The following is a 22423-nucleotide window of genomic DNA, read 5'->3' on the forward strand; positions in this document are numbered from 1 at the left end:
ATCAACGCGGCCGGCTGCGCTCGATCAGCTCGGCCGCGCCGTTGGCAAGCAGCTCGAGCCCGACCGCACGGCCGAGCTCGCGCGGACGATCCGCCGGCGCGGAGCGTTGCGCCTCGATGAAGCGGCCGCCGTCCTCGTCGAGCACCGAGGCGGTCAGCGTCAACTGTCCACCGTCGATGGTCGAAAAGCCTGCGATCGGCGAGTTGCAATGGCCGTTGAGCACCCAAAGCACCTCGCGCTCGGCGTCGGCGCAGGTCCGCGCCGCCGCATCGTCGATGGTCGCTAGGATGCGCCGGGTTTCCCAATCCGACGCGGGGCACTCGACGGCGACGATGCCCTGCCCGACCGCCGGCAGCATGTCGGCGACCGGAAACTCGTAGGAGGCGCGGTCGGACAAGCCGACCCGCTCCAGCCCGGAGCGGGCCATGATCAGGGCGTCGGCCGGCCCCACGGCGCCGCCGTCCGGCAGCCGCTGCAGCTCGCCATTGTCGAGCTTGCGGATGCGGGTGTCGGCCGCGCCGCGGAAATGGATCAGCTCGGCCTGCGGAAACAGCCGCCGCGCATAGGCGGCCCGGCGCACGGCATTGGTGCCGATCTTGAAGCCCCGGCCGCCATCCTTGCGAAATTCGTCAAGCGACAGCCCGCGCCGCAGCACCAGCACGTCGCCCGGCGGATCGCGCGACAGCAGCGCTGCAACCACCAGACCGGGCGTCTCCTCGTTGCCCGGCATGTCCTTCAGCGAGTGCATCGCTGCATGCAGCCGGCCGTCCAGCATGGCACGGCGGATTTCGGCCACGAACGCCCCACCCTTGCCGCCATGCGAGAGCAGCTTGCTGGTCTGGTCGGAATCGCCCGTTGTCTCGAACTTGACGATCTCGATGTCGAGCGACGGAATCGCAGCCTGCAGCCGGCGGGCGATCTCCTCCGTCTGCGCCAAGGCCATCGTGCTCTTGCGGGTGCCGATCCGGAAACGTGTCACGAACTCATTCCTGCGTCAGCGCGCGTCCTGCAAGATCATGTCGGAGGCCTTCTCCGCGATCATGATGACCGGCGCGTTGGTGTTGCCCGAAACCAGATCCGGCATGATCGAGGCATCGACCACGCGCAGGCCGTCGACGCCGCGCACGCGCAGGCGTTGATCGACCACGGCGGCAGCATCGGTCCCCATCCGGCAGGTCGAGGTCGGATGGTAGATCGTGCTGCCGGTCTGCCGGCAATAGGCCAGGATGTCGTCATCGCTCACGATCTTGGACCCGGGATAGGCTTCATCCGAGACATACGGCTTCAGCGCCGGTGCCGCCAGGATTTTCCGCAGGATCCGGAGACCCTCGATGTTGGCCCGCCGGTCGGTTTCACTGGCGAGATAATTGATGCGGATTTCCGGCGGCACCGTCGGATCCGCGCTCCTGATCCGCAGCGAACCTCGGCTTTCGGGCCTGAGCTGGCAGACCGAGGCGGTGAAGCCGGAGAAGGTGTGCAGCTTCTCGCCCATCTTGTCGGTCGAGAACGGGATGAAGTGGATCTGGATGTCCGGGCTCGCAAGCCGCGGATCGGTCTTGAAGAACGCGCCGGCCGTACCCGCCGCGATCGTCAGCGGACCGTTGCGGAAGGCCGCATAGCGTGCGCCGGCCAGCACCTTGCGCACGGGGTTGTTGACGATGTCGTTGAGCGTGATGCGCTGGCTGCAGCGCATCACGATGCGGACCTGCAGATGGTCCTGCAGATCACTCCCGACACCGGGCGCATCAAGGACCACGTCGAGGCCGTGCTGCTTCAGCAGCTCGCCCGGACCGACACCGGACAACTGCAGCAGTTGCGGCGAGTTATAGGCACCGCTCGACACTAGGATCTCTTTGCGAGCGCGGGCCGTCCGCATCCGGCCGCGCTGGCTGAACGTCACGCCGCACGCCCGGCGTCCCTCGAACAGGATGCGCTGGGCCAGCGCGTCGGTCTCGACGTGGAGGTTGCTGCGGCCGAGCGCCGGCCGCAGGTAGGAGACTGCGCTGCTGGCGCGCCGGCCATGGCGTGTGGTGGTCTGGAAGAAGCCCGCGCCCTCCTGGCTCTGGCCGTTGAAGTCGCCATTGAAGGGCAAACCGGCTTCGACCGCCGCCTTCACGAACGCTTCGGACAACGGGTCCTCGTGTCGCCAGTCGGACACCGGCAGCGGGCCGTCGACGCCATGATAGTCGTCGCCGCCGCGGGACTGATTTTCCGCCCGCTTGAAATAGGGCAGCACGTCGTCATAGCCCCAGCCGACATTGCCGCGCTGGCGCCAGCGGTCGTAATCTTCGTGCTGGCCGCGCACATAGAGCAGGCCGTTGATCGAGCTGGAGCCACCGAGCACCTTGCCGCGCGGCTGGAACACAGAGCGGCCGTCGAGCCCGGGCTCCGGCTCGGTCTGGTACATCCAGTTGACGGATTTTTCCTTGAATAGCTTGCCGTAGCCGAGCGGAACGTGGATCCAGATGTTGCTGTCCTTCGGACCGGCCTCGAGCAGCAGCACCGTGTGCTTGCCGTCGCTGCTGAGCCTGTTGGCGAGAACGCAGCCGGCCGAGCCGGCACCGACCACGACGTAGTCGAACTCCATGTCCGCCTCACGCAACGCCGCGCTGCCTTCCATCGCTTCCCCACCGGCCTTGTTGTTCTTTCATCCTCGATGATACCAAAACGCAAGGACATGCAAGCGGCAAATCAGCAGGTCTGGTCGGCCATCTCAGTCATTGCTGCCTAAGCAGGCGCGCGGCGTGCCGCGCGATCATCATTTCCTCATTGGTATTGACCACGCGCACGCGCACCCGCGACCGGTCCGAAGAGATCAAGGAATGGCTCGCACGATTGCGGCCGTCGTCCAACGCGATCCCGAGCCATTCGAAGCCTTCGCAGACGCGCTGGCGAATGCGCCATGCGTGCTCGCCGATGCCGCCGCAGAACACCACCGCGTCGATGCCCGAGAGGATCGCGGCCATGGCGCCGAGCTCGCGCCTGATGCGGTCGACAAAGTAGTCGATCGCCTGCCGGGCTTCCGGCGTGCCGGCTGCCTCCAATTCGCGCATGTCCTGCGACAGTCCCGACAATCCCTTGAGGCCCGAATGATTGTAGAGGAGATCGGTGACCGCCTCGGCCGTCATCCGCTTCTCCTGAAGCAGATAGAGAACGACGCCCGGGTCCAGCTGACCGCAGCGCGTGCCCATCGGCAGACCGTCGAGCGCCGTGAATCCCATCGACGAACCGATGCTCTGCCCATCCCGGATCGCACACATCGAGGCGCCGTTGCCGAGATGCATCACGACCACCCGGCCCTTCTCGTCGAGCGGAGCGATCTCCTTCAGCCGCGAAACGACGTATTCGTAGGACAGGCCGTGAAAGCCGTAGCGGCGGACACCTTGATCATAGAGCTCGCGCGGCAAGGCATAGGTATCATTGACCCAGGGGTGCGAGCGATGGAACGCGGTGTCGAAACATGCGACCTGCACGGCATCGGGAAAGGCGCGATGCGCGGCGCGGACGCCGGAGAGATTGTGAGGCTGGTGCAATGGTGCCAGCGGAATGAGCTTTTGCAGATCATTCAGAACATCGTCATTGACGACGATCGGCTGCGTGAAAGCGAGCCCGCCATGGACGACGCGATGACCGACGGCGTCGACTTCGGTGCGGCCGATGGCGCGTTGCAGTACCTCGAGCACGACACCGAGAGCCGCCTCGTGATCGGTGGCGCTCGCTGCATCGAGCCGTTCGTCAGCCAGCGCACCGTCCCTCAGCTTTGCTTCGAGATGCGGCGCCGCACTGCCAAGCCCTTCGATCTGGCCATGCACGGCCTCGACAAGCGCGGCATCTTCCTCGAACAAGGCGAACTTGATCGAGGATGAGCCGGAGTTGAGGGTCAGGATGTGTTGCATCGATGATGCCGCCTCGTGGAGAATGATGAACTGATAAACCGCAGAAAATACGAACTATTTCCGTGACGATCCGAAGACGAATAAAACGCTAGGTTGCATTCTGCCCTGAGCTTACTGCCTGCTATCATATCAAAGGTTGAGTCGGACCCGCGGGAGAGCATTGCGTGAATATGCCTCGACATCTCCTGCCGACCACCGTGGTCGGAAGCTACCCGCAGCCGGATTGGCTGGTCGATCGCGCAATGCTGTCGAAGTCCGTTCCCCGCATTCGCATGCAGGGCATGTGGCGCATCCCCCGGCCGCTGCTCGACGACGCCCAGGACGATGCGACCATTGTCGCGATCCACGACATGGAACAGGCCGGGATCGACATCGTGTCGGATGGCGAGATCCGGCGCGAAAGCTACTCCAACCGGTTCGCGACTGCGCTCGACGGCGTCGATGCCGACAATCCCGCCATCATCATCTCGCCGTCCGGGATCAAGACGCCGGTGCCGCGCGTCGTCGGCCCGATCCGGCGGACACAGCCGGTCGAGCTGCGTGACATGGAGTTCCTCCGCCGTAACACCAAGCATGCCGCCAAGATCACCCTGCCCGGGCCGTTCACATTGAGCCAGCAAGCCCAGGACGACTTCTACGGTGACGACGAGGCGCTCGCGATGGCCTTCGCCGACGTCGTCAATGCCGAGGCCCGCGACCTGCAACGCGCCGGCGCCGACGTCATCCAGCTCGACGAGCCCTGGGTCCGCAACAATCCGCAGGCGGCGCGGCGCTATGCCGTCAAGGCGATCAACCGGGCGCTCGATCATATTACGGTGCCCACCATCGTTCACGTTTGCTTCGGTTATGCCGCCATCGTGCCGGGCTCCAGCAAGCCGAGCGGATATGCGTTCCTGGCCGAGCTTGCCGATTGCCACGCCGCGCAGATCGCGATCGAGGCGGCGCAGCCGCGTCTCGACCTCGGCGTTCTCAAAGATCTCTCGACCAAGACCATCGTGCTCGGCGTCATCGATCTCGGCGATGCCGAGGTCGAGCCGGTCGCGGTCGTCGCCGAGCGCATCCGCAACGGCCTCAAAGTGGTGGCGCCGGAGCGGCTGGTCGTGGCGCCGGACTGTGGCATGAAATATCTGCCGCGTGCGACCGCCTTCGGGAAATTGAAGGCGATGTGTGGGGCGGCGGCGCGGGTGCGCGAAGAGCTCGCCTGAAAGCCCAATGTGGCAGATGCGGCGCATGTCGGGCGCGACGCTCCACGATGGCGCCACCCTGCAAACCCATTTCCGGAATAAGGCAGCCCGCGAGCGCGAGGGGTCGGCTGGCCCGATCTCGTCGCAAGGGAGGCTCCGATGGCCGTCTGCATCACGTCGAGACATGTCGCCGGTGCGATCGGCATGCTTGCCGGCGCAGCGTTGAGCGGGACCGCGATGGCCGATCCGCTCGACGACATCATGGGCGGCCTGATGCGCGACGCGCGCAGCTCGTTTGCGCGGATGGTGCCGATCGGGCTCGTACCGACCATGCCATCGCTCCAGCCCCCTCCCATCCAGCAGCCAACGGCACTCCCACCATCCTCTCCGCCCGCGCTCCCGCCACAGGCTCAGACCGTCAAGCCGCAGGCCACGGCGAAACCACTGCGCCCCCGGCCGCCGCTCAGTCCCGCTGCGGCGACGCTGGCGGCTGCCCATGCTGCCGAGACGGTCGCCGACGCCAATCTCGATGCGGCGCTGGCGGCCAACGAGAAGGCCATTTCCGACCGCGACGCGGCGGAGACGCTGGCGAAGGCCAATCCCACCGCTACCAACATCGCGGCGGCCAAGGCCGCGGCCGAGGCCGCCTACATCGCGGAGGCCAACCTCACCGACGCGCTGCTCGCCGACAAGGACGCCGACGCGCGCCTCAAGGCGGCACGGGCCGCTCTTGCCGCGGAGCAGAGCGGCCGGAGACCGGCCGCCAAGCCGCAGGAAGCGATGCCGGTCAGCCTCGCCGACAAGTAGCCGGCATCGCGCTCACAGCGCGTCGGCTCGTTCCATCGTATCGATCGTGACCACGCCATGGGCGCGCGACACGCAGGCGCAGAGCTTGCGGTTGTCGTGCTTCTGCTCGGCGCTGAAGAACACGTCGCGATGATCGATCTCGCCCTCGACCTCGACCACGTCGACCGCGCAGACGCCGCACTCGCCGCGCCGGCAATCCGCCATGACCTCATGGCCGGCGACATTCAGCACGTCGAGCATCGAGCGATCGCGCGGCACCACGATTTCCTCGCCGCTGCCACGCAGCCGGACCTTGAACGGCTCGGTCGACAGCCGGCCGCTCGATCCGAACGTCTCATAGCTGAGATCGGCCGGCGCGCGGCCGCACGCCGCCCACGCGCTGCGCGCGGCATCCAGCATCCGCATCGGTCCGCAGAACAGCACGGCTGCTCCGGACGGCAGACTCGAAAACAGACCGGGCAAGTCCAGCCGCTGCGACTGGTCTGCGGCATACACCGCGAGCCGGTCGCCGAGCAGCGCCGAGAGCTCATCGACATAGGCCGCCTCGCCCTGCGATCGCACCGCGTAATGCAACGAGACGTTCGGCGTCTTGCGGAGCAGCGCGTGCGCGGCCCCAACCAGCGGCGTGATGCCGATGCCGCCGGCGACCAGACAATAATGCGGCCGCTGCCAGTCGATCTGCAGCAGCGAGGTCGGGCTCGCCACATCCAGCCGCGCACCGGGCTGCAGCGACCACAGATAGCGCGACCCGCCGCGGGAATCCTCGGCGAAGCGCACGGCGATCCGGTAGCCACGCGGATCCGCCTCGCCGACCAGCGAATAGGAGCGGACATCGGGCTGGCCGGCGGCGAGAACGCCGACCTTGATGTGGCTGCCAACCGCATAGGGCGCGCAGACATAGCCGTCGGGCCGCAGAATGAATTCGCGGATGCCCGGCGCGACGTCGCGTGTCGAGACCAGGGTCGCAGGCGACCAATTGTCCTGGAATCGCATGATCGCCTCCTCAGCCGTTGGTCTGCGTCTTGATCAGCACCGCCGCCGGCACGAGGTCCATCGGACCACGCGCCTTCACGGCCAGCCGCAGGTTGCGGGCGGCAAGCCGGGCATGCTCGCGCATGATCCCCTCGGCGCGCGCGCCCTCGCGGTTCTCGATCGCGTCGATGACGATGCGGTGATGCTCCTGTGCGACCACCAGGATGTGACGCGCCTCGGGGAGCGCCGATTGCGCCATCACGAAGCCGCTTGGCGAGGCGAACGGCAGCGCGCTGGCGCGGTCGACCTGGCGGATCACGGGCGGACTGCGCGACAATTCGGCCAGCAAGGCATGAAAGCGCGCATTCAGCGCCACATAGGCCGAGAACCCATCGAACGAGAGCTCGGCGGGCGCGATGAGCTCGTCGATCTGGGCGAGGCATTCGCGCATCGGCTCGGTGTCGCGCACGGACACGCCGCGCTCGGCGGCGAGCCGCGCCGCCAGTCCTTCCATCGTGCCGCGCACCTCGATGGAGTCGAGCACGTCACGCTCGGAGAACGACTTCACCATGAAGCCGCCGGACGGAATGGCCTCGAGCAGCCCCTCCTCCTCCAGCCGCACCAGCGCCATCCGCACCGGCGTGCGCGAGACGCCGGCGGCCTCGACCGCCTGCAGCTCGGAGATGCGCTCGCCAGGGCGCAAGCCGCCGGTGAGAATCAGGTCGCGCAAAGTGAGCTGCGCACGGACGGTCTGCGAGATCGAGCGCTCGCTGTCACGCTCAGCCATTCCATTTACTCCGCGGCTTCGCGCAGCGGCGTTTCGCGCGCGATCATCCGATCGATGATCCGTCGTGCCCACATTGCGCCTGCATCGATGTTGAGGTTGTAGAAAACGCGTCCTGGATTCTCGTCCATCGCACGCTGCTGCGCTTCCAGGATCAGCTCGTCCTCGCGGAAGATGCCTGACACGCCCTCGCGAATCTCCGTCGTCAGCCGCTGCTCGGAAAGCTGGTAGTTGCGGGCGAACGCCCAGAAATAATGGCAGGTCTTGTCGGTCTCCGGCGTGATGGTGTTGAGCACCATGCCGTTGACGCCCTGCGAGCGGTCGCCCTCCGGCGCGCCCGTCCCGGTCGGGGCGACGCCGACGTCGATCGTCACCGTGCATGGCGCCTCGAAACGGATGATCTGCCAGCGGTCGACGAGACCGGGCTTGCCGAGCTGCTTGGCCCAGAACGGCGGCGGCTCGATGCCGCGCATCCAGCGCGTCACGGTCGCGGTGCGCTCGCCATGGGTGACGTCGAACGGCGCTTCCGCCACCGCGTCGTTGCCGATCGACGAGCCGTGCACGAAGGTCTCGTGCGTGAGATCCATCAGATTGTCGACCACCAGCCGGTAGTCGCATTTGACGTGGATGGTCTTGCCATCGCCGGCCCAGGCCGGATCGTGATTCCAGTGCATGTCGGGAATGGTCGCGGGATCGGCCAGCGCCGGATCGCCCATCCACAGCCAGATGAACCGATGCCGCTCGACCGCCGGATAGGCCCGCACGCAGGCCGAGGGGTTGATGGTCTCCTGCGAGGGCATGAACGTGCAGCGGCCCTGCGGGCTGAACTTCAAGCCGTGATAGCCGCAAACGACAGTGTCGCCTTCCAGCCGCCCCTTGGACAGCGGCACCAGCCGGTGCCAGCAGGCATCTTCGAGCGCGGCGATGGTGCCGTCGGCCTTACGGTACATCACGACGTGCTTGCCGCAGATCGTCCGCGGCAGCAGGGCCTGCTTGACCTCGGCGTCCCAGGCAGCGGCGTACCAGGCATTCATCGGAAAAGAAGCGGCCATGGCGTGTCCTCGTGTCGGTATACGTCCAACTGACCGCTGTATACAATAAATGGGAGACAAGGCGCAAGTTCCGCCTGTTCCATGTCCACATCTGCCATTTCTGTATACAAAACACCTTCTCAGCCGCGCGGCGGTTCCGCCAGAAGGAACGAAGCTGACAGACAATCCTTTCTGATTCAGTGACTTGCGTTGATTCCTCGCCGGTCCTCGACCAGATGTCACCCGTTCGGCTTCGGCCTTCGCCGCCCAGCGAGCGCTCGATCCCTTGGCATCTTTGCCTGGCAACGGGACCACAGGCACGAGGGATCAGCCGCCCCACGGCGAGAGCAGATTCCGCAGGCAGCGCGGCGCTAGCGAGGCAGGGTTCGACGATCACGAGTGCTCGCCCCGAAGCCACGCGGCGCCGCGTGCATAGAGCGCTTCGACTTCCGGCCCCTTCAGCCCGGGCATGTCGCGCTTCACCGTGTAGCCGATGCGCGTCTGCAGATAGGCGAGATGCCGATACCCCACGGGAAACTGCTCGAGCAGCGCACGATCCAGCGCCGGCACCGCGCCGGGTGTCACCGGGTCCATGCGATCCTTCTCATAGATCGGCTGGCGCAGCACGATGCCCCATTTGCCCGCGCGCTTCTCGAGAAAGTCGTAGAAGCGGCCGGTGCAGAGCACGTCGCAAACGACGCCTTCGACTTCGGCGCGCTGTGAGATCGTCATCTTGGTCTGCGCGATCGCGCGCTGGCCGGCGAGATCGACCGAGATGCCGCCGAGAAAGTGCAGGATGTTCACACCCTTGGCCCAGGCCGCCTTGCTGATCTCGATGAACTCGTCGCCGGTGCCCTGCGTCCACGTCGCCATCATCCGCCCATCCGGATGCCACACCGTGCGGAAACGCTCCCAATCGCCGGCATCGCGCCAGATCGCCCAATTCTGCAACAGCTCGCGGATCTGACGGTCGTCCTCGATTTCGGCGGCGGTCTTGGTCATGTGCATTTCCTCTGTGTTGTGCGGCTGCTGGATACATGGATCGGAGCAGCGCTGCAAAACTCACATTGCTGGTGATGAAGTCCAAGACGCGCCAAGCATTCAGTGTCGTCCCGGGCAAGTCCGACAACGCGGAGCGTTGCCGGACGCCGACCCGGGATCCATACGCCGCGGCGGATGCGGCTGGGCGAGAATGGTCGACCATCGTGCCTCGCACATCTCCTTGGGGTTATGATCCCGGATCGGCGCGCGCGTTGCGCGCTTGTCCGGGACGACAGTTGAGTAAATGTCGACACCTTCGGCCTCATCACGGAGGCGAAGTGATAAGCATCTTTCATCCCGCGGCACGTCGTGCCCGGGTGATGCAGCATTCGTGTCCCTCTGAACAAAGAGAGGGCGCGAGGAAGGCCGGACCTCGGCTGAGGCCCGTGGCCCGCCTGCTCAAAAGAATGCAGGCGGCAGGTACCACAGGTACAGCCGGACAGACCCGGCCTTCCCCGCGCGACGGTGTTAACGGTGTCCTTCGTGCTCTCCCTGGGGATCGGCTTTCTTGCCCCCATCGCCCGCGCGTGCCGTCAAGCAACGCTCACGGACTTGACCTCAGCGTCGAGAGGCCAGGACCACACGACTTCGCCGTACGTAACCACTGCGCTCGTCGGCACAGCCATCACGTCCATCGCAGCCCACCTCCACGTTCGTGACGACGCGTACGTCCCTCTGCTCGAGGCGGGATGCGCCGACATAAGCACAGTTTCTGAAAAACAGCAACCAAAATCTTTCCAATCGGCAGGCCGCCTGCCCCCGAAACAGCGCGAGAAGCTCATCGTTCGGCCGTTCGGTCGCTCCTAAGGCCTTTCCCCTGAACGACCAAAGCGATCGCATTTGCGTCGTTGATGTCTGCAGCCGTTGCTGAGCTCTCATGGTCCGAGGGCCGCGGCAAGCGGCGGTCTCAGAGGACGGCCGCAGGCGCCGCCAGCACTGCGCTCTTGTCCATCTGCGATCCCCCTCCCCCACAGCCGTGCATGATGGCCTACGAATCGTCGGGTCACCTCGCCGGCCTTGCCATCGTGCGCCAGCTCTCTGACCGCCTATTCCGGAATCCGTGCGATCAGCTGATGATGGGCATTGACGCCGATGTCGCCGCGCTGCGCGCCATGAGCCGCACCGTCGCTGTGATAGACGAGCAGTACGGCGTTGTCGTGGGTCAGAGGCTGCGGCGCCATGATCGTCAGCTTGGCCTTGCCATCTGCGCTGGCCACGAAGTCGTTGGTCGTGGCAGTGCCGTCGAGCGGCGTGAAGCCGACAGGCTTCTGGTCGAAATGGTTTTCGAACAGGCTGTAATGGCCGCCCGGCTTCAGATGATCGAAGCTCATGGCAATCTCGACCTTGCCGCCAGCCGCCGGCGTGAGCGTCACGCTGCCGCTCGCCGCCAGCCAGTCGCCGAGCGTGAAGCCGATCGCCTCTCCCTTGGCATTGGAGATTGCAACGGTCATCGCATCCTGATCGATGAACGCTGGCCGGAAGCCGGCGACATGCGAGATGTTCTGCGGCCCGACGGCGACCGGCGCTGCCGCGTCCGCGACGAAGGCATGGGGATCGACCGACTTCGGCTGCTTTGTCTCGGCCGAGAAGAATGCAGCATGCGTGACGAAGGTCAGATGGCTTGCATCGGCCGCCATGCTGGGGCCGGAGGCAGCGAATGACGCGAGCAGCAGCACCGGGCCGGCCCACGAGATCAGATTCTTCGATCGTTGCATCGTCCTATTCTCCTGGCGCCGCGTGCATGTCGACGCGCGCGATGCGCGTCCTGGCGGGCCTGCCCGCGCCGAAGCCCTGCTGGCTGTTCGCTTCGAACGCGACAAAGGTTACGCCCGCTGCCGCCCATGTTCGTGGCGCGCAGCACTGCGAGCTCAGTCCTGGGCAAAGACGCGTGGCGCGATCGAGAGGAACATGCGGCGGCCAAACAGGGCGGCCACCCCCATGAGCAGGACCGCCGTTCCGACGTTCCACATCAGGATCATCACCGAGGCGTCGATGGTATGGAACAGCGCGAGCGCCGTCGACGTGATCGCAGAGACGGCGAGGCTTCCCATCAGAGCGACCATGGTGGGACGAAGCCGCGCGGCATAGCGCAGCATCACCAGCAAGGCCAGCGACAGCGGCAGACTCGTCACCGCGAGCGTCGTGAAGCAGCGCGCCGCTTCGCCCGGACTCATGCCGTCGGGACCGATCGAGACCCAGTCCGTCAGACACTGATAGCCGATGTTGGACAGCCAGAGCGCAAGCGCCGGCAGCGGCAGGAGCATCCAGAGTCGCGAGCGGTCGGGAAGACTGATCAGGAACGCCGCGATCACCGCCAGCACGCCGGTCAGGATCGATCCCAGCAGGCTGGTGACGAAGGGCGCATCGTGCAGGCGCTGCGCCAGATCCGGACGGATCCCCTGGTTGACGGCGAGCAACGCCACGATGGCGGCTGCTCCCAGCAGCCAGCCGCAGGCGCGCAGCAGCGGCGGCCGCAGCCGTCTCACCGGCCGCATGTCGGTCGCAAGAGAGTCGATCAGGTCATCGGTCTTGATCATGGCTCGTTCCGCGGAATGAGCAGTTTCTGAAGGCTCTTCAGAGCGCGGTGCATGTTGACTTTCAAGGAGGTCGTGGACATTCCGGTCGCCGCCGACGCCTCCCTGAGCGACAGCTCCTTGAGCTTGAGCAGCCGCACGGCCTGTTGCTGGGCCGGCGGAAGGTTGCCGATCGCCCGCTCCAGTTCGCGGCGGTCAGGGGCCGCCTCCGCACTGGTCTCGGGCTCGGCTGCAATCTCGTGCTCCGGCGCCAGCGCGATCTCTCGCCCACGCTGGCGGACCTGCCGCCGCACCCGATCGATCAGCCGGCGGTTGGCGATGGTCACCAGCCACGGCGCGAACGGGCGCGTCGGATCATAGGTGTGGCGGATCGAATGAATGGTCAACAGCACGTCCTGCACCGCGTCCTCGATGTCGCTGCGGTCGTTGCAGCGCCGGGCCGCGAGCGAGCGCAGATACGGCGTGATCTCCTGCAGCAGTCGCTGATAGGCGACGCGGTCACCCTCCTGGGCATGCGCCATCAGGATCGCCCAATCGAGCGCCCGCCGCCCCGGCCTGACCTCGGCACGCGCCTGATGGCCGGCCGCGACGAGCCTCAGCCGCGGTGCGGGACCGCCCGGATCACCGCTCATCGGCGCCCTCCGCCTTTCGACCGAACGACGCCGCGAGATGATCGAGACTGACAGGCCCCGGCCCCAGGGCGATGATCGCAACGGCCATCGCAGCCCATGGCAGATGAAAATTGGCCCAGCCGTCGGGGACCACGAGCTGAATGATTGCGGTCATCACTAGAAGCCCGAGCGCGCTCAGCCGGGTCGCGAGCCCGGCCACGAGAAGCACGGGCAGCACGATCTCGGCCACGCCATCGAAGAACGCGAAGGCCGTAGGCCAGGGAAAATCGTAGGCCTGCCCGAACACATGCAGCTTGAACTCATCCTCGAACAGATAGGAAGCGGCCGGCGACAGCGACAGCAACCCATCCCACTTGGTCAGGCCGGATCTGAAGAACGGGACCGCCAGCGCGATCCGCAGCACCGGCGGCGCCACGGTCCCCGCCAGGCGAGCGAGCCGATCCGCGACGTCACGCACGACGACGGCGAGGGCTGGAATGGTTGCGGCCGTTCTCATGCCGTCCCCGCCATCGGCGCGAGGTCGAAGCCGATCACGGCTCCGCTGTGGATCAGGTCGTGGAGAGTTCCGGCCAGCTCGAACCGGACGTCGGCGCGCAGCGCATTCTCGAGCGCCGTCAGAACCGATCGGCCAGCCAGGAGGGCCTCGACGAAAGCGAGGCTGCCCGCGGGGATCGAGCGGACCACGACATCAGCGTCCGGACGGACGATCAGCGCGGCCTCTCGGGCGTCGAGATCTACTGGGCCAGGAATTCCTCCCGCCGCATTCATCTGCCAAATCGTGAGCGCAGGAAACGATGAGCCGACGAGCCGCAACGACGGATGAAACCGCAGGCGAAGCCCGGGCAGATCGGCCGGCGCAACGGCTGCGAAGGCCGCCGGTGTGACCGACCCGGCCTCGGCGGCGTGATAGGCCTCCGTCCAGGCGCGCTCGATCCGCGCGACATCCGCCAGATAGGGCAGCGCCGATGCCGGCGCGAAGCCGTGGATGAACGCGGCGAAGCCGGCGCCGTAATCGAGCAGGATGGGAGAGCGCGGAAGCTCGGAGACGACATAGCGGCGCGCCATGGCCTGGAAGAACTCCGCTCCGACGATGCGATGCACTGCGGGATAGGCGTCCTTCAGCGTGGCCGTCAAGCCGACCACGACGTTGTTGCGGTAGACGCCGAACCGTCGCCGGCTCGGCGTGCCGTCCGGCCCGACCAGGCCGGCGGGCACCAGCTGCTCGGGGTCGAGCAGCGCCCGCGCAAAGCTGCCAAGACGTTCAGCAGGCGGCGGCATCACGCCACCTCCGTCACTTGCATGCGCATGATCGCCTCGGCGCGGCTGGCGTCTTCCGCGAGCACCGGCCAGGGTGGCACCTCGGCGTCCCACTCGATCAGCGTCGGCACGGGGCCGATCGACCGGATGGCGCGCGCATACAGCGCCCAGACCACGTCGTCGACCGGACGGTCATGGGTATCGATAAGGAGCGGCTGTCCGTGCTCGTCGGCCTCGCGCGCGTGACCGGCGAGATGGATCTGCAGCACATGCCCAAGCGGAAATGCGTCGAGATAGGAATACGGATCCCACTGTTGATTAGTTGCGGCGACGTGCACGTTGTTGACGTCGAGCAGGAGTCCGCAGCCGGTGCGGCGCGCGATCTCGGCAATGAAGGCGGGCTCGGACCAGTTGCTCTCCGCGAACGCGACATAGGTGGACGGATTTTCGAGCAGCATGCGGCGGCCGAGCGCGCTCTGCACCTCGTCGATATTGGCGCAGATGCGGTTCAGGGTTTCCGTCGTGTAAGGGACCGGAAGCAGATCGTTGAAGAACCCGGACTCGTGCGACGACCACGCGAGGTGTTCCGAGAACAATCCGGGCTCGTAGCGCGCGATCAATTGGCGGAGGCGGCCGAGATGGGCTTGGTCGAGCGGGCGATCGGCGCCGATCGACAATCCGACGCCGTGAAGCGACAGCGGATAGCGCTCGCGAATAGCCATGAGGTAGCGGTGCGGCGGTCCGCCCGCGCCCATGTAGTTCTCGGCATGCACTTCGAAGAAGCCGATGTCGGGCGATGTTTCGACGATGCAGCGGTAGTGCTCGGCCTTCAGGCCGACGCCCCCCCGTGCAGGGATCCCTGCAGCCGTCGAGAATTGCGAGCGTGACACGTGCAGTCTCCGATCAAGAAGTGAGGCGGGCCGCGCGCAGCCCGCCCGCGGCATCAGGCCTTCGGCGTGAGGCTTCCCGATCCCTTCGGGGTCTGCATCGTCGTGCAGGTGCCCTTGGGTTCGAGCTTGAAGGCATTGCCCTGATAGTCCGCCGTGCTCGTGCCCGCGCAGGTCGTGCCGGCGCCTGCGAAGCAATCGTTCTGGCCCTTCAGCGCGACGCCGAAGCACTTCTCCATCTTGCCGTCCTTCATGGCCTTCATGGTCTCGGCCTGCTTGGCCTTCATCATCTTTTCCATGTCGCCCTTGGCCATCATCTCCGCCGAGGCGGACGTCACGGCAAGCGTGCCGGCGGCGACCGCGAATGCGCCGACAATCATTGCGGACAGCGTGCGATTGGACATGCGTGTTCCTCCATTCTCAGGGTTCAGCCTGCGGACATTGCAGGCGTCTGGCGGCCATCGGCACGCCTGCACATCGGTTCGTTCGGATGCGGCGGAAGGTTACGTCGCCGCGTTCGAGATGACGTCCCTCAATTGCGCCTGAGATAGACGAATAGATCGGCGGCCGCCGACGACGACCAATCGGCGGCGCCCTGGAGGTATCCGATGACAAGGCCCGAAGCGGAGATCAGGTAGGTGATCGGCATTCCATGGAGGATGAACGGCGCGGTCCTGCCGCTGCCGTCGCCCTGCTGGGCCACATATCCGTTCGGATCGAGGCAGATCGGCAGCGTCTTCAGCCCAAGCGACCCGACGAAACGACCGACACGGTCGCGATCGCTCCGGTCTTCGGACACCGCGACGACCTGCAGGCGATCATGGGCGACGCTGCGCGCGAGTTGATCCAGCACCGGCAGTTCGGTGCGGCAGGCCGCGCACCATGAGGCGAAGAAGTTCAGCAGGATCGGCGTGCCGCGCAGCGCGGCCAGATCGAGCGTCCCGCCCTCGAGGCGAAACAGCCTCACCGGCGGCAGGCTCTGTTGCGGCCGCAGCAAGATGAGCTGATGGCGCCCGTCCGCGAAGGCCGGCACGTCATCGTGAGGCGGCGCAGCCAGGGCGGATCCCGCGCCCGCCATGAGGACCGACAGCAGGCCGCCGGTCACATCGCGCCGGCTCGCCACGCTCATTCCGTCACCTCCTCGACGACGAGAACGGGCGACGACTGCGGCACGGCGGGACGGAATGCGATGAAGAAGAACAGCGGATTGGGTAGCCAGTACAGCCAGCCGATCGACAGCTCACGACGGCCATCCGGAAGCCGAAGGTCCAGCCAAACGTACAAGAACTTGTAGATGCACAGCCCGGGGATCCAGTTCAGCCGAAGATGGCCCGTCTTCAGGTAGCGCCGCCGGATGTAGAGATTTCCTTCGAACGGCGTGATGCCCCAGAGTCCGACCGGCCCTTCGGCAATCACCTCGCCGCTCGGCCGGTGCGTGATGCGCACGATGCGCGGGCGTGTGATCTGCAATCGGATACCTCCGCTGATCGCTCCGGACCATGTTGTTCCGACGGTTCGATCGCGGACCTGGAAAGGTTACCTGGCAGCTTGTCACGACGGAGCGGATATCCGCGGCGCAAATCCGGCTACGGCGGCCCGAGCCTCGACTGGCCTCACGGCTGACGAATCCGGATCGAGATCACACGCCCTGCCCGATCGCAGCGTCGCCGATCACGAGCGGACCGAGACGAAGGCAGGTTCGCGTGATCAGACTCTCCAGCTTGGCCGACGTGAGCTGCTGCGACATCTTCGCGACGCAGGTGAACCCGACCGCCTCGGCGGCGCTCCCGGCTGCGAAAACGAATGCCAGCAGGAGGAGCGCGTCCGATATCACGGACGGCGTGATGGCTTTCATGCAATTCCCCCTGCCGCAGGACCCGCGGCGGCAAGCCTCACGACACGTCCATACGATATGACTGCGCCAAGACCACAACCGTTGGCGGAACCGACCCGCTGCAGACCACCTGAAAAAAATCTGCTGGAAACGCCGGCCGTCGTGTCGGCATGTGCGCATGCGGACCGTCCTTGGGTCAGCCGTATCGATACGAGCTGGCTTGAGCACTCCCAAATGGCCGCCTATCCAAGGTTGAAGCGTGGCCTGCACCCGGACCGGAGAGGACCCCTGCGATGCCGACGAACAAAAACACGATCTGCCTGTGGTTCGACAAGGACGCCGAGGCGGCCGCGCGGTTCTATGCCGAGGTGTTTCCCGACAGCCACGTGGCCTCGGTGCACCGCGCGCCGGGCGACTATCCATCCGGCAAGGCCGGCGACGTGCTGACGGTGCAATTCACGGTGTGTGGCATCCCCTGCCTCGGCCTCAATGGCGGCCCCGTGTTCACCCACAACGAATCGTTCTCGTTCCAGATCGCCACCGACGATCAGGCCGAGACCGACCGCTACTGGAACGCCATCGTCGGCCATGGCGGCCAGGAAAGCCAGTGCGGCTGGTGCAAGGACAAATGGGGCATCTCCTGGCAGATCACGCCGCGCGCGCTCACCGACGCGATGGCAGCCGGCGGCGCCGAGGCCAAGCGCGTGTTCGCCGCGATGATGACGATGAAGAAGATCGACGTCGCCGCCATCGAGGCGGCGCGGCGGGGATGACCTTGCCAGCCGGAGCGCAGCATCGCCGCGCTCCGGCGTCACGGGCGCAGGCTGCCGCCACGATGGCGCGCAGGCAGCCGTTCGACGCCAGAGCCTCGGGACGAAACAAATGACGCCGCCGGGGGAACCATGGGATGGCCAGCAGATTGGTTCCATGACGCAATCCCCCCACCCGGAGACATCTCATCACCATGAAGATTCTTACGATCACTCTCGCAGTAGCCGCGAGCACATTGATGGCTGCAGCCGCCTCCGCTGCCCCGCTCACGGCCAGTATATCGGTCCTCCCGGAGAGCAGCATCCAGCAGGTTCGCCTGGTCTGCAACGAGAACGGCCGCTGCTGGCGCCAAAGCCGCGAACGCCGTGTCATCATCCGCGAAGACCGCGGCGCCTACGGCTATGGCCGGCACGAGCGGCGTGACTATGAAGGGCGTGGCTATGAAGATCGTGACGGCATCGGCATCCGCGCGCCCGGCGTGAGCGTCGGAATCGGCCGATAACACGTCCGACGTTCCGACTCATGCCAAGGCATCGTGATCAGAACTGCAAATGATCCACAAATGAGCCAGGCGTCCGACGTTCGCATGTCGATGCAACGATGCTACGAACGTCGGATGAGCCGTCAGGCCAGACTCGCTCTCGCTTCAGGCGATGGCGGCGACCAGATCCTCACGACAAATAGTTTCGGGCTGGACCTCGCTATTGCGCGCGCACACACCATATGTTGATGATCACCGCGCGTCCCCCGGCTGCCATCGGTGACTGAGAGCCATGCGCTCCCGCCGCGACCAGAAGGCGGACAGCATGTCGAAAACCTCGAACACCTCTTCGAACACCACCACGTCCAGTGCGCGCGTGGTTGGTGCGACCGCTCCTGGCGCCGCCATTCTTTGGGCTGCTGATCGTCGCCGCGATTCTGATCCGGTGGCCGCCGTTCGCAGCGGGGCGCTTGCGCCAGTTCATCCCGACAAGCCCTCCGAGCCGGCCAAGCGAGAGCGGTCATCGCTGCACGCGACACTCGCCACCAGGGCGGAGAATGCGTTGGAGACGGCGGGCCTGATGCAGCAGGGCGGCGAGCGCGCTGCCGCGATCAGGAAGGCGACCATCCTCGCAAACGCCGCCGAGATACTCGGGCATTTCAACGGAAGTGTCCGCTCGCGAACGAAGTGACGCTGGGGCGGCCTGCTCCTGCGTACCATCGTGCCCTCCGAGGGCGGCATCCGGTACAAGGACATGTCAGCCAATGCTCGAGATCAACCTCACCACAGAGCCTCCTCACGGCACGGTCGTGGATCCCGACTTTCTGCTGACGGAAATCATCGGGCTGAAGCGCCTGCTCGTCGAGGCCGAGAGCAATGCCAAGACCCGGTCCGAGCAGGCCGAAATCGAGGCGAGAGAACGCGAGACGGCGAGCAGGCTGCAAAAGCTCATTCTCGAGGAGCTGCACCATCGCATCAAGAATACGCTCGCGACCGTCACCGCCATCGTCTCCCAGAGCCTCCGCAACGTGCCGGCGACCAAGGATGCACAGCATGCCATCTCCGGGCGGCTCCTGGCCCTCGGACGGGCACACGATCTCCTCCTGCAAGCGAAATTGTCCAGCGGCGATCTCCGCACGGTGATCCGTACGTCCGTCCAGGCCTTCGACACGCCCGACGACTCACGCTTTGCGATCACCGGGCCCGACGTGCTGGTGACGCCGGATGCCGTCATCGCCATCGCGATGACGCTCAACGAGCTGTGCACGAACGCCCTGAAGTTCGGTGCGCTGTCCGTGCCGGAAGGACGCGTCGATCTGCTGTGGACTGTCGACCAACGCCGGGTCCGCTTCGCCTGGACCGAAAGACACGGCCCGGTCGTTCAACAGCCCGCCAGCCGAAGCTTCGGAACCCGGCTGATCGAAACGCTCGGCGTGCAGCTCGGCGGCGAGGTTCAGTTGACCTATGCGCCGTCAGGGCTCTCCTACACGTTCGACGCGCCGATCGCCGTTCTCGACTCTCCCGTGAGACCGCCGATGCACGCAACAGAAAGGGATCTCCGATGTCGCTGAGCCAATTTAGCGTCGATGAGCAGCCGCATACGATGGACGGATTGCGCCTGCTCGCCCAGGATGGCGCCGTCGGCGTCGAGGCCTTCGTCAGCCGCAAGGTGATGGACATCTGGGCCGAGTCGATCGAGCACACGGGCGGCCGGCAGAGCCTGTTTCGTGTCCAATACAATGCGCTGGGAAAATTGAACCTTGCTGCGATCGAGCGGATCGTGAGCAGGAAATATCGGCGCGGCGCCGCATCCAACCGTCAGCATCCCTTCATCGAGGTGTTGTTCTCGGATATCGCTGACAGCGGTGAAACGCTCGATCTGAGCGAGCTGGTGCGAGAGCCATTGCCGCCGTCATTCCATCGGCTTGCGTGAGGCAGACGGACGGCGCACCTCAGGTCTGACCGATCAGGGTGTGCGCGGACGCGGCGCAGATCTCCTCGAGGAAGTCGAGGAAGGCGCGGGCGCGCGAGGAGATCAGCTTGCGGCTCGGAAAGATCGCGGTCAGCTGGGCGGCGCGAGTGTCGAACGCGACCCCCCTGCCGATCTCGACCAGCCGGCCCTCGCCGAGCAGCTCGACGCAATAGTGCTCCGGCAGAAAGGAAATGCCGGCGCCGTGGGCGACGGCGCGGCGCACCGCCAGCGGATTGTTGATGCGGGCGACATGCGCACCGACGTCGAAGCGGACGAGATGGCCGTGCTGCTTGATCATCAGGGTGCGGTCGCCATAGCGCCGCTCGCAGATCATGAGATGGCGCTCCAGCGCGCGGACGTCGTCGCCGATGTCGTGCGCGGCGAGATAAGCGGGGCTGGTCACCCAGATCAGGCGGCCGCCGATCAGCACCTTCTGCGCCAGTTCGGAATTCTCCTGCACGCCGACCACGACCGCGATGTCGAAGCGGTCGGCCAGCATGTCGATCGCCCGCGTGGTCGCCTCGACATCGAGCTCGATGCGCGGATAGCGGCGGTGGAATTCGGCGAGCTGCGGCGCCAGGATCTCCTCGCAGAATGCCGGCGGCAGCGCCACGGACAGTCGGCCGCTGGGCACGCCGACCAGCCCGGTCATGACCGCGTCGGCCTCAGAGACCTGATCCAGGATCTTCTGACATTGCTGGAAGAACAGCTCGCCCTCGCGGGTCACCCGGACGCGCCGCGAGTTGCGGTCGAACAGCCGGATGCCGAGATCCTGCTCGAGCCGGGCGACCGATTTGCTGACCGAGGATTTCGGCATGCCCAGCGACCGCGAGGCGCCGGTCATGCCGCCGGTCGCGACCACCGCATGGAACACCGGAATGTCCTCGATCCGCCATTTCATCCTAGAGCCGCTCGTTCATCGAGAGAAACGATCCGTGCACGTTAGCATGATTGTCTAGCATGGGAAACTTCGTAAGGTCCGTCCCAGCACGGCCGCGGGTCACAGTCCACGGCGGCCCATTTCGCGGAGGGACACTTGGCCCGGATCATCGGCGGCATCGGCGCCTCGCACTCGCCCACCATCGGCTTCGCACTCGACACCAACAAGCAGAACGACCCGGCCTGGAAGCCGATCTTCGACGGCTTCGCAGTCGTGCGCGACTGGGTGAAGCAGAAGGACATCGACGTCCTGTTCATGATCTACAACGATCACATCACCTCGTTCTTCTTCGATCACTACTCCGCCTTCGCGCTCGGCATTGACGACCGGTATATCGCCGCCGACGAAGGCGGCGGACCGCGCGACGTGCCGCCGGCGAAGGGCCACCTCGGCCTGTCGCAGCACATCGCGATGGCGATGATGGCGGACGAGTTCGACATGTCGTTCTTCCAGGGCAAGCCGGTCGATCACGGCCTGTTGTCGCCGCTGTCGATGATGGGCGATGCCAGCGGCCCGTGGCCGGGCATGGTGGTGCCGCTGCAAGTCGGCGTGCTGCAATTGCCGATTCCCAATGCGAAGCGGATGTGGAAGCTCGGCAAGACGCTGCGCAAGGCGATCGAGAGCTATCCGGAAGACCTGAAGGTCGCCATCTTCGCCACCGGCGGGCTGTCGCACCAGGTTCACGGCGAGCGCGCCGGCTTTCTCAACGAAGACTGGGACAACGAATTCCTCGATCTGCTGGAGAACGACCCGGAGCAGCTGACGGCGATGCGCATCGCCGACTACGCGGTCAAGGGCGGCATGGAAGGTGCCGAGGTCATCATGTGGCTGATCATGCGCGGTGCGCTCTCGGACAGTGTGAGGCTCGTGCACAAGCAGACCTACGCACCGTCGGTGACCAACATCGCCACGCTGGTGTTCGAGGATCTCGGCGGCGCGCCCGAACCGCAGGAGGTCGCGGCCTATCGCGCACACATCGGCCATGAACTCGCGGGCGCGGAGATGCTGACCGGCACCTACCCGTTCACCCATGGCCGCAGCCAGGCCAATTTCCGCATCAACGACTTCCTGCACCGGCTCGTCATCCCCGCGCATCGCAAGAGATTCGTTGCGGAATTCGACGCACTGGCGGACGAGCACCGTCTCACGGACGAGGAGCGCGAGCTCATCAAGAACCGCCGCTGGATCGAGATGATCCGACGCGGCGTCAGCTTCTTCGTGCTGGAGAAGATGGCCGCCGTGATCGGCGTCTCCAACCCGGAGGTCTATGCGGCGTTTCGCGGCGAGACGCTGGAAGCCTTTCTGAAGACCCGCAAGGTGCCGATGCGCTACTCCGTCGCCGGCGGCGCCAAGGCGGACGCGATCGACGCCCATTGACATTGGCACGCACGACCCGCGCC

Annotated in this window: 26 protein-coding genes; 8 read left to right on the forward strand and 18 right to left on the reverse strand. The window is 65.9% G+C overall.

Annotation, left to right across the window (positions count from 1 at the left end):
- Position 1: 1 nt before the first annotated feature.
- The 3 genes from hemC to QX070_RS18475 all read right to left on the reverse strand — a co-directional run bounded on the left by hemC (position 2) and on the right by QX070_RS18475 (position 3896).
- On the reverse strand, positions 2 to 979 hold the full coding sequence (hemC, locus tag QX070_RS18465) for a hydroxymethylbilane synthase (RefSeq protein ID WP_315738421.1): 978 nt from the start codon (positions 977 to 979) through the stop codon (positions 2 to 4).
- A gap of 15 nt (positions 980 to 994) precedes the next feature.
- A complete protein-coding gene (locus QX070_RS18470; protein ID WP_315738422.1) occupies positions 995 to 2620 on the reverse strand; it encodes a choline dehydrogenase in 1626 nt (541 codons plus the stop codon).
- Between the two features lie 97 nt (positions 2621 to 2717).
- Entirely contained in the window at positions 2718 to 3896 is a 1179-nt protein-coding gene (locus QX070_RS18475) for an acetate/propionate family kinase (RefSeq protein WP_315738423.1), read from the reverse strand.
- A gap of 170 nt (positions 3897 to 4066) precedes the next feature.
- Here QX070_RS18475 and QX070_RS18480 point away from each other — a divergent pair, with 170 nt between their 5' ends.
- Both QX070_RS18480 and QX070_RS18485 read left to right on the forward strand, forming a co-directional pair.
- On the forward strand, positions 4067 to 5101 hold the full coding sequence (locus QX070_RS18480) for a uroporphyrinogen decarboxylase family protein (protein WP_315738724.1): 1035 nt from the start codon (positions 4067 to 4069) through the stop codon (positions 5099 to 5101).
- A gap of 138 nt (positions 5102 to 5239) precedes the next feature.
- The gene (locus QX070_RS18485; RefSeq protein ID WP_315738424.1) at positions 5240 to 5887 is read left to right on the forward strand and encodes a hypothetical protein; all 648 of its coding nucleotides are present in this window, start codon (positions 5240 to 5242) and stop codon (positions 5885 to 5887) included.
- Between the two features lie 12 nt (positions 5888 to 5899).
- Here the strand turns inward: QX070_RS18485 and QX070_RS18490 are convergent, their stop codons facing one another.
- From QX070_RS18490 to QX070_RS18555, 14 genes are all read right to left on the reverse strand, one after another.
- Positions 5900 to 6880, reverse strand: a complete 981-nt coding sequence (locus QX070_RS18490; protein WP_315738425.1) for a PDR/VanB family oxidoreductase — start codon at positions 6878 to 6880, stop codon at positions 5900 to 5902.
- A 10-nt stretch (positions 6881 to 6890) separates the two neighbouring features.
- Positions 6891 to 7646 carry a GntR family transcriptional regulator gene (locus tag QX070_RS18495; RefSeq protein ID WP_315738426.1) on the reverse strand — a complete coding sequence of 252 codons (756 nt, stop codon included), beginning with the start codon at positions 7644 to 7646 and terminating at the stop codon, positions 6891 to 6893.
- A gap of 5 nt (positions 7647 to 7651) precedes the next feature.
- On the reverse strand, positions 7652 to 8695 hold the full coding sequence (locus tag QX070_RS18500; RefSeq protein ID WP_315738427.1) for an aromatic ring-hydroxylating dioxygenase subunit alpha: 1044 nt from the start codon (positions 8693 to 8695) through the stop codon (positions 7652 to 7654).
- 372 nt (positions 8696 to 9067) lie between these two features.
- Positions 9068 to 9676, reverse strand: a complete 609-nt coding sequence (locus tag QX070_RS18505; protein ID WP_315738428.1) for a nuclear transport factor 2 family protein — start codon at positions 9674 to 9676, stop codon at positions 9068 to 9070.
- A gap of 1085 nt (positions 9677 to 10761) precedes the next feature.
- Positions 10762 to 11430, reverse strand: a complete 669-nt coding sequence (locus QX070_RS18510; RefSeq protein WP_315738429.1) for a hypothetical protein — start codon at positions 11428 to 11430, stop codon at positions 10762 to 10764.
- A gap of 153 nt (positions 11431 to 11583) precedes the next feature.
- A complete protein-coding gene (locus QX070_RS18515; protein ID WP_315738430.1) occupies positions 11584 to 12252 on the reverse strand; it encodes a DUF1109 domain-containing protein in 669 nt (222 codons plus the stop codon).
- Complete coding sequence (locus tag QX070_RS18520) at positions 12249 to 12881, reverse strand: sigma-70 family RNA polymerase sigma factor (protein ID WP_315738431.1); 633 nt, start codon at positions 12879 to 12881, stop codon at positions 12249 to 12251. The genes QX070_RS18515 and QX070_RS18520 overlap by 4 nt, the downstream gene beginning before the upstream one ends.
- Positions 12871 to 13377 (reverse strand): DoxX family protein, encoded by a 507-nt coding sequence (locus QX070_RS18525; protein WP_315738432.1) that lies wholly within the window; start codon positions 13375 to 13377, stop codon positions 12871 to 12873. Before QX070_RS18525 ends, QX070_RS18520 begins: the two co-directional genes overlap by 11 nt.
- Positions 13374 to 14159, reverse strand: coding sequence for a DNA-binding domain-containing protein (locus QX070_RS18530; RefSeq protein ID WP_315738433.1), 786 nt, complete (start codon positions 14157 to 14159; stop codon positions 13374 to 13376). The genes QX070_RS18525 and QX070_RS18530 overlap by 4 nt, the downstream gene beginning before the upstream one ends.
- Positions 14159 to 15028, reverse strand: a complete 870-nt coding sequence (locus QX070_RS18535) for a DUF692 domain-containing protein (protein WP_315738434.1) — start codon at positions 15026 to 15028, stop codon at positions 14159 to 14161. The genes QX070_RS18530 and QX070_RS18535 overlap by 1 nt, the downstream gene beginning before the upstream one ends.
- A gap of 53 nt (positions 15029 to 15081) precedes the next feature.
- Entirely contained in the window at positions 15082 to 15429 is a 348-nt protein-coding gene (locus QX070_RS18540) for a DUF2282 domain-containing protein (protein WP_315738435.1), read from the reverse strand.
- 128 nt (positions 15430 to 15557) lie between these two features.
- Positions 15558 to 16130, reverse strand: a complete 573-nt coding sequence (locus tag QX070_RS18545) for a TlpA disulfide reductase family protein (protein WP_315738436.1) — start codon at positions 16128 to 16130, stop codon at positions 15558 to 15560.
- Between the two features lie 20 nt (positions 16131 to 16150).
- A complete protein-coding gene (locus QX070_RS18550) occupies positions 16151 to 16495 on the reverse strand; it encodes a hypothetical protein (RefSeq protein ID WP_315738437.1) in 345 nt (114 codons plus the stop codon).
- Positions 16496 to 16664: 169 nt separating this feature from the next.
- Entirely contained in the window at positions 16665 to 16880 is a 216-nt protein-coding gene (locus tag QX070_RS18555; protein ID WP_315738438.1) for a hypothetical protein, read from the reverse strand.
- Positions 16881 to 17152: 272 nt separating this feature from the next.
- On the opposite strand from QX070_RS18555, the gene QX070_RS18560 reads away from it, so the two are divergent.
- The 5 genes from QX070_RS18560 to QX070_RS18580 all read left to right on the forward strand — a co-directional run bounded on the left by QX070_RS18560 (position 17153) and on the right by QX070_RS18580 (position 20044).
- Positions 17153 to 17632, forward strand: coding sequence for a VOC family protein (locus QX070_RS18560; protein ID WP_315738439.1), 480 nt, complete (start codon positions 17153 to 17155; stop codon positions 17630 to 17632).
- Positions 17633 to 17823: 191 nt separating this feature from the next.
- A complete protein-coding gene (locus QX070_RS18565; protein WP_315738440.1) occupies positions 17824 to 18132 on the forward strand; it encodes a hypothetical protein in 309 nt (102 codons plus the stop codon).
- A gap of 304 nt (positions 18133 to 18436) precedes the next feature.
- Positions 18437 to 18802: a hypothetical protein gene (locus QX070_RS18570; RefSeq protein WP_315738441.1), complete on the forward strand. Its 366-nt coding sequence runs from the start codon at positions 18437 to 18439 to the stop codon at positions 18800 to 18802.
- Between the two features lie 73 nt (positions 18803 to 18875).
- Positions 18876 to 19682: a sensor histidine kinase gene (locus QX070_RS18575; protein WP_315738442.1), complete on the forward strand. Its 807-nt coding sequence runs from the start codon at positions 18876 to 18878 to the stop codon at positions 19680 to 19682.
- Positions 19673 to 20044, forward strand: a complete 372-nt coding sequence (locus QX070_RS18580; protein WP_315738443.1) for a signal transduction histidine kinase — start codon at positions 19673 to 19675, stop codon at positions 20042 to 20044. The genes QX070_RS18575 and QX070_RS18580 overlap by 10 nt, the downstream gene beginning before the upstream one ends.
- 19 nt (positions 20045 to 20063) lie before the next feature.
- On the opposite strand, the gene QX070_RS18585 is transcribed toward QX070_RS18580, so the two are convergent.
- Positions 20064 to 20984, reverse strand: a complete 921-nt coding sequence (locus QX070_RS18585) for a LysR family transcriptional regulator (RefSeq protein WP_315738444.1) — start codon at positions 20982 to 20984, stop codon at positions 20064 to 20066.
- Positions 20985 to 21119: 135 nt separating this feature from the next.
- Here QX070_RS18585 and QX070_RS18590 point away from each other — a divergent pair, with 135 nt between their 5' ends.
- The gene (locus QX070_RS18590) at positions 21120 to 22400 is read left to right on the forward strand and encodes a gallate dioxygenase (protein WP_315738445.1); all 1281 of its coding nucleotides are present in this window, start codon (positions 21120 to 21122) and stop codon (positions 22398 to 22400) included.
- Positions 22401 to 22423 lie beyond the last annotated feature (23 nt).

The organism is Bradyrhizobium sp. SZCCHNR1093 (assembly GCF_032381175.1).
Classification (GTDB): domain Bacteria; phylum Pseudomonadota; class Alphaproteobacteria; order Rhizobiales; family Xanthobacteraceae; genus Bradyrhizobium.

What these genes read in the sequence shown, in the direction of transcription:
- QX070_RS18510 (WP_315738429.1), bottom strand. Translation starts at nt 11,430, where the DNA reads ATGCAACGATCGAAGAATCTGATCTCGTGGGCCGGCCCGGTGCTGCTG.
- QX070_RS18480 (WP_315738724.1), top strand. Translation starts at nt 4,067, where the DNA reads ATGCCTCGACATCTCCTGCCGACCACCGTGGTCGGAAGCTACCCGCAG.
- QX070_RS18585 (WP_315738444.1), bottom strand. Translation starts at nt 20,984, where the DNA reads ATGAAATGGCGGATCGAGGACATTCCGGTGTTCCATGCGGTGGTCGCG.
- QX070_RS18500 (WP_315738427.1), bottom strand. Translation starts at nt 8,695, where the DNA reads ATGGCCGCTTCTTTTCCGATGAATGCCTGGTACGCCGCTGCCTGGGAC.
- QX070_RS18540 (WP_315738435.1), bottom strand. Translation starts at nt 15,429, where the DNA reads ATGTCCAATCGCACGCTGTCCGCAATGATTGTCGGCGCATTCGCGGTC.
- QX070_RS18505 (WP_315738428.1), bottom strand. Translation starts at nt 9,676, where the DNA reads ATGACCAAGACCGCCGCCGAAATCGAGGACGACCGTCAGATCCGCGAG.
- QX070_RS18520 (WP_315738431.1), bottom strand. Translation starts at nt 12,881, where the DNA reads ATGAGCGGTGATCCGGGCGGTCCCGCACCGCGGCTGAGGCTCGTCGCG.
- QX070_RS18475 (WP_315738423.1), bottom strand. Translation starts at nt 3,896, where the DNA reads ATGCAACACATCCTGACCCTCAACTCCGGCTCATCCTCGATCAAGTTC.
- QX070_RS18580 (WP_315738443.1), top strand. Translation starts at nt 19,673, where the DNA reads ATGTCGCTGAGCCAATTTAGCGTCGATGAGCAGCCGCATACGATGGAC.
- QX070_RS18575 (WP_315738442.1), top strand. Translation starts at nt 18,876, where the DNA reads ATGCTCGAGATCAACCTCACCACAGAGCCTCCTCACGGCACGGTCGTG.
- QX070_RS18570 (WP_315738441.1), top strand. Translation starts at nt 18,437, where the DNA reads ATGTCGAAAACCTCGAACACCTCTTCGAACACCACCACGTCCAGTGCG.
- QX070_RS18560 (WP_315738439.1), top strand. Translation starts at nt 17,153, where the DNA reads ATGCCGACGAACAAAAACACGATCTGCCTGTGGTTCGACAAGGACGCC.
- QX070_RS18485 (WP_315738424.1), top strand. Translation starts at nt 5,240, where the DNA reads ATGGCCGTCTGCATCACGTCGAGACATGTCGCCGGTGCGATCGGCATG.
- QX070_RS18515 (WP_315738430.1), bottom strand. Translation starts at nt 12,252, where the DNA reads ATGATCAAGACCGATGACCTGATCGACTCTCTTGCGACCGACATGCGG.
- QX070_RS18470 (WP_315738422.1), bottom strand. Translation starts at nt 2,620, where the DNA reads ATGGAAGGCAGCGCGGCGTTGCGTGAGGCGGACATGGAGTTCGACTAC.
- QX070_RS18565 (WP_315738440.1), top strand. Translation starts at nt 17,824, where the DNA reads ATGAAGATTCTTACGATCACTCTCGCAGTAGCCGCGAGCACATTGATG.
- QX070_RS18555 (WP_315738438.1), bottom strand. Translation starts at nt 16,880, where the DNA reads ATGAAAGCCATCACGCCGTCCGTGATATCGGACGCGCTCCTCCTGCTG.
- QX070_RS18525 (WP_315738432.1), bottom strand. Translation starts at nt 13,377, where the DNA reads ATGAGAACGGCCGCAACCATTCCAGCCCTCGCCGTCGTCGTGCGTGAC.
- QX070_RS18490 (WP_315738425.1), bottom strand. Translation starts at nt 6,880, where the DNA reads ATGCGATTCCAGGACAATTGGTCGCCTGCGACCCTGGTCTCGACACGC.
- QX070_RS18530 (WP_315738433.1), bottom strand. Translation starts at nt 14,159, where the DNA reads ATGCCGCCGCCTGCTGAACGTCTTGGCAGCTTTGCGCGGGCGCTGCTC.
- QX070_RS18495 (WP_315738426.1), bottom strand. Translation starts at nt 7,646, where the DNA reads ATGGCTGAGCGTGACAGCGAGCGCTCGATCTCGCAGACCGTCCGTGCG.